A 5,110-nucleotide genomic window follows, 5' to 3' on the forward strand; every position below is an offset into this window, starting at 1 on the left:
CCACCAGAATGGAGGGTGTTCTTATCCAGTGGTGTTATTTATCCTGCCAACATTCCAATATTTGGCTAATCAACAGGCCTGGATTTCCTACAGTTATTTTCCTGCCTCTCCCACATCAACGCCAAAAAGCCGACAATTAACTGTAGAAAATCCATCTAATCTCAGATTTTCTTTAAATTCGCCGGTATTAGCTGTAGTTTTTCCAGTTAAACACCGTCACGGCCAGTCACAAGCCGCTTACGTCTTGATTCACCCGCACGATGCATCCCCTTCGACAAAAATTCCTACATTTCGTCCCTAAAGTGTGACAAACTTCTCATGGAAACTCGGGTACGATTTTAAAAAAGCGAAAAGGAGATAAGATCATGCAAATTAAGAATAAACAGGACATCGGCTTGATTTTGGACAACTTTTCAAACTTCGCAGAGTGGGACGCAGCAGGGAAGAAGCTTTATTTTGTTTTTGCTGATAAAAAACGTGGAGGTCAATGGACCTTAATGTGTTATGAAGATGAGCGTTTCAGTGTGCATGGGGTGGGGAGAGAGTACGAGGATGCCGACGAGCTGTTCTTTGATGAACGTAATCAGCTGCTTTCCTTTCTTTGGGACAACCGTGCCGCGCTGAAAACAGCAGTTGAATCCAGCCAAGTCGTTTCCGCTTAATCGCTAGAAACGAAGAAGATGTGGACAAGCCTCCTTGAGGCTGCTCAACATCCGGCAAGGCGAACAATAGCCTGCGAACCACCAACAATCATGTGGTGGCTTCGCAGGCTGTTTTGGTATTCGAGGGGGCGATTCCGCAGGCTGCTTGCAGTTCGCTTTGTATGGCAAGCATCGCACGGGCAAGCCGCTCCCGCAGTCACGCCGCACTTCGCACGTCGAGCGAGCCCCGCCGCCACGCCGCATGGCCCCCAGCGCCCGCCTGCGCGTCCCGAACCCCTAAGTAGGCGGCAAGCCTTCCTTTTGCTTATCCCGGTACTGGCCGGGCGTAAGTCCTTCCTGCTTCCGGAAGGAGCGGATGAAATTCTGCGAGTTATTGTAGCGCAGCTTGGAGGAGATATCCTTGATCGGCATATCGGTCTCGGAGAGCCATTTTTTGGCCATGTTGAAACGATAGTTAGATAAGTAATCACTGAAGGAGCAATTCGTCTCTTTGCGGAAAATGCTGCTCAAATAGTTAGCATTGTAATGCAAGCGAGAAGCACATTCCTCAAGCGTTAGATCCGTGTCGTAATAGTGCTGCACGAGATCGATAATTTTCTCCGAAATGTTATGGTATTGGGCATCCTGCCGGTCGCGGAAAATTCGGATCAGCGGATGGATGACCTCGGTCCAGAACCAATCCTCGATCTCGGCAGTCGTGTGCAGGCCGAGCACTTCCTCGAACAGGGAGCCTTTGTTCGGATGAATCTGATTCAAGGCGATGCCGGATTCCTGCATCATCATCAGCAGGTTGTTGAGCAGTCGCGCGAGCGGAATCTGATACTCCTGCGGAGTGAGCTGTGCTGCGAAAACAGCATGCAACAGTTGCTTCAACAGCTCCCGGGATTTATCCTTTTCGGCTAGCTTAATGCTATCGATTAGTTCATTCTCCAGTGGCTTCGGATAGTTCAAATTCAAGTAATGCTTCCCTGAGTTGATATTTTCATACTGGATAATGATGCCCTCACCGAGCTTGATGCGGTGCTTCAAAGCCTCCAACCCTTCTTTATAGGCCAGCGACATCTGGGTGAACGCATGAATCGGCAAAGAGATTCCGATAGAGATATGCAGCTTCAGGAAGTTATAAATATGCTGTTGCACCTGCTCAGTCAGGCCGTACACCATCGTACGGAAATCGCTATCAACCGAGTCAGCGCTGCCTATTAAAGTAACGATCGTCTGATCAATCAGGATCGGCGCCAAGCGCTGCTCCGAAGGGATGAGCTCTTCCATCATGTTGTGCACGGCGAAGAGAAGCAGTTCCATGTCCTTTTTCTCATAGCGCGTGTGGTCGATGGCATCGATTTGGATGGTGATGACGGACATCGTTTTCCAGGCAGCGACATGGTCGGCGTAGCCGAATTGCGCGAGTTTTTCGAGCAACTCCCCCGATTTAATATGCCCCTGAAAGGCTTTAATCAGGAAGAAGGTCCGCACCTGCCCGATATGTTGATGGACTTCTTTTTCGAGCTGCGATTTCGATTGGAACAAGGTATGCACATGCTCGCTAATCATCTGAAATTCATTCGCTTTGCGCTTCTGATTTCCACTTACCAAGCCTCCGATTTGATTCAGAAGCAACTGGATAGGGGAGTACATTTTACGCGAAACGAGCCATGCGAGAAGCAAGGCCAGAAGCAGCATCAGGACGCAAATGTAAATGGTGTAGGTCCCGATTTTGCTTGATTCCTTGGTCAAGCTCTCGATTGAAGTTAAGGAAAGGTACGTCCAGTTGTTCAGGTTCGAACGCAAAAAAGTAACGGAATACGGTTTATCATGTATGCTGGCGCGGAACTGTCCGCTTGAATCTTCCTCTAGCCGCGTGAGTTCGGATAGCCCAGCAGCTGTAATGGATTTCCCAATTAAGCTGGGATCGCGATTCATCACAATGCGCTGCTGTTCATCCATGATGACAATATCATCGGGATGTTCGCTATCACTTTGAATCATATCTTGCAGCGAGCAAGCAGGAATATTGGCTAACGCCATGCCAAATTTATCGAGGCCAGTGGTAGGCAGCTTTTTAACTAGGGAAATACTATAGTCGCAGGTCACGCTTCGCGCATTTTCTTCGGTATAGAACCACTCGGAAGGATTCAGAGTCCACGTACTGTTATCTTGGGCATTCATCAAAGCAATTAATTTATCGGCAAACGGATAGTTATCGAATCGATACAGCCCTGAATTTTTGATCATCCAGTTCTGTTTCGCATTAATCAAGAGCACATCTTCCAGCCTCGTGTCAAAAGATTGCATATAGCGAATCTCGCTTCGCAGATCATCGTACATCATGAAATCGGTTACAGTCAGCGGCATGTCCATGGCCTTTTTGAGCACGGTGGAATTGATAACCTGATTCAGTGTATGGTTGACAGTGGTTAATTTCTGCTCTACATTGGAGTTAATTTGCGTGATTAACTGCATTTTTCCTTCGTTTACATTTTTTTGTATCTCACTTGAGGACGTAAAGAAGGCGAAAGCGCCGATAAAAATCACAGGCAGCGTACTAAGCAGGAAGCTGAATATCGTCATTTTGCTAAGAAAACTTAAAGAGCGCATCGCATCCAACACCTTATCTATTCAAAGAATCATTCGTCAGACTATCTATGTATTGTAGTCAAGAGTGCGGTTCAGATCAATAATCATCTGCCGTGGGGATAATCATTATCTCATATTTGCCGCCAAAATACAGCTGTTGCAAGGAGGAGTTAGCATGAGAGGTAGGATCAGTGGCCAGCGGTTCAAGTGGACAGGACGAATGAGTATTGCTCTAATTATGATGTTGTTATTCAGTGCTTGTCAGAACGGCGGTACGCCCAAAGCGGAAGATGATAAAGGCGCAAGGCCTGTTATTTCGATTATGGCACCGCTTCATTTTCCGCATCCACCGATACCTGAGCTGGTTCAAGCAATTGAGAATCGGACGCAAACGAAGCTGGAGCTGAACTGGGTTCCTGATGGCATTTATACGGATAAAATGAATACAGCCCTTACAACGAACTCGTTGAAAAAGGCAACTTACGTAAAATATACAGACTATATGTTGATGAAAAATTCGATCCGTTCCGGCGCATTCTGGGATATTGGACCTTATTTGGGTGCTTATCCGAACTTGAATAAGTTGAATAAAGAGATTTTGGGTCAGGCGGCTGTCGATGGCAAAATCTATAGCCTGTACACTGAGCGTCCGTCCTCTCGGCAGGGAATCATTATTCGCGAAGATTGGCTGAACAAGCTGAAGTTGAAAAAGCCAACAAATTTAGATGAGTTGTATGAGGTGCTTAAAGCGTTCACTTACGGTGATCCAGATGGTGATGGCAAGGATGATACGATTGGGCTGACAGACCGCAATGATTTGGTGTTCGGTTCTTTTAAGACGCTGGCCTCCTATTTCGGGGCACCGAATAATTGGGGCGTATCGGGTGGGAAGCTTATACCGGAGTTTGAAACGCAGCCGTATATCGAAGCTATGAATTTCATGAAGAAGTTATATGAGGAGAAGCTGATTAATTCGGATTTTGCCGTGACGAGTAAGGAAGTCCAGCGGGATAAGCTGATTCGCGGCACAGCCGGCGTGTACATTGGCAGTATGCAGGATGTGCAGCGGCTTTCGGACGAGGCGCAGTTGGTGAATCCGGAGGCAAGACTGACGTTGGTGAATCATATCGAAGGGCCCCAGGGGTTTCATATATGGTCCATTCCTAATTACAGTGCGTTATATTTGTTCTCAAAAAAGGCGATACGAACTGAGGCGGAGCTTAAGCAGATGCTGCAGTTTTTTGATCGGACGATGGATAAGGATGTCGCCAATCTCATGAAGTATGGTCTAGAGGGCCGGCATTATACGGTTAAAAATGGGCAAATTCAGCTCTCCGAAGAGACGTCGAAGATTCGTGTCAACGAAGTCAACGCCTTGTACGCGCTGATGATCGCAGATCTGAACAATCCGAATGTCATTCCTGTTGTAGAAAGTGAATCGTTGTCCCAATTGGCGGATACGCTTAGTTTGGATAACGAGAAATACGTCGTCAAGGACCCGACACTCGGCATTGAGTCGAAAACCTACGACGAGCGAGGCGTCGAGCTGTACAAAATCATCTCCGATGCGACATACAATTATATCCTGGGCAAGTTGGATAAAGCAGCTTTCCAACAAGAAATCGAGCGCTGGAAGCGCGGCGGCGGGAATCAGATGATAACGGAGTATAATGAGGCGTATGGGAAGAAGAGGTAGTCAGGATAGCAGCGTATATACCTACAAAATAATTGGATTTCCTACAGCTAATTCTGGTGGATTTCGTTAGTAATTGCGATTAGATGGAAAATAGGGTTACTACTTAGGTCTTCCAATAGGAAGACTTCTTCTATTTAAAGGTATTCCGTTCCCACATGTCGAAATGAACACGCAC

Annotated in this window: 4 protein-coding genes; 3 read left to right on the forward strand and 1 reads right to left on the reverse strand. The window is 46.9% G+C overall.

From position 1 onward, the window contains the following. Together A8708_RS35990 and A8708_RS00165 are read left to right on the forward strand one after the other, a co-directional pair. Positions 1-301, forward strand: a 301-nt coding sequence (locus A8708_RS35990; protein WP_204787440.1) for a hypothetical protein, incomplete at its 5' end; no start/stop codon positions are given. 64 nt (positions 302-365) lie between these two features. After that, entirely contained in the window at positions 366-662 is a 297-nt protein-coding gene (locus A8708_RS00165) for a hypothetical protein (protein WP_068661525.1), read from the forward strand. A gap of 276 nt (positions 663-938) precedes the next feature. Here the strand turns inward: A8708_RS00165 and A8708_RS00170 are convergent, their stop codons facing one another. Next, the gene (locus A8708_RS00170; RefSeq protein WP_068661526.1) at positions 939-3,260 is read right to left on the reverse strand and encodes a response regulator transcription factor; all 2,322 of its coding nucleotides are present in this window, start codon (positions 3,258-3,260) and stop codon (positions 939-941) included. Between the two features lie 154 nt (positions 3,261-3,414). Here A8708_RS00170 and A8708_RS00175 point away from each other — a divergent pair, with 154 nt between their 5' ends. After that, positions 3,415-4,935 carry an extracellular solute-binding protein gene (locus A8708_RS00175; protein WP_082927169.1) on the forward strand — a complete coding sequence of 507 codons (1,521 nt, stop codon included), beginning with the start codon at positions 3,415-3,417 and terminating at the stop codon, positions 4,933-4,935. The last annotated feature ends 175 nt before the right edge of the window (positions 4,936-5,110 follow it).

This window comes from Paenibacillus oryzisoli (assembly GCF_001653565.1).
Taxonomy (GTDB): Bacteria; Bacillota; Bacilli; order Paenibacillales; family NBRC-103111; genus Paenibacillus_E; species Paenibacillus_E oryzisoli.

What these genes read in the sequence shown, in the direction of transcription:
- A8708_RS00165 (WP_068661525.1), top strand. Translation starts at nt 366, where the DNA reads ATGCAAATTAAGAATAAACAGGACATCGGCTTGATTTTGGACAACTTT.
- A8708_RS00170 (WP_068661526.1), bottom strand. Translation starts at nt 3,260, where the DNA reads ATGCGCTCTTTAAGTTTTCTTAGCAAAATGACGATATTCAGCTTCCTG.
- A8708_RS00175 (WP_082927169.1), top strand. Translation starts at nt 3,415, where the DNA reads ATGAGAGGTAGGATCAGTGGCCAGCGGTTCAAGTGGACAGGACGAATG.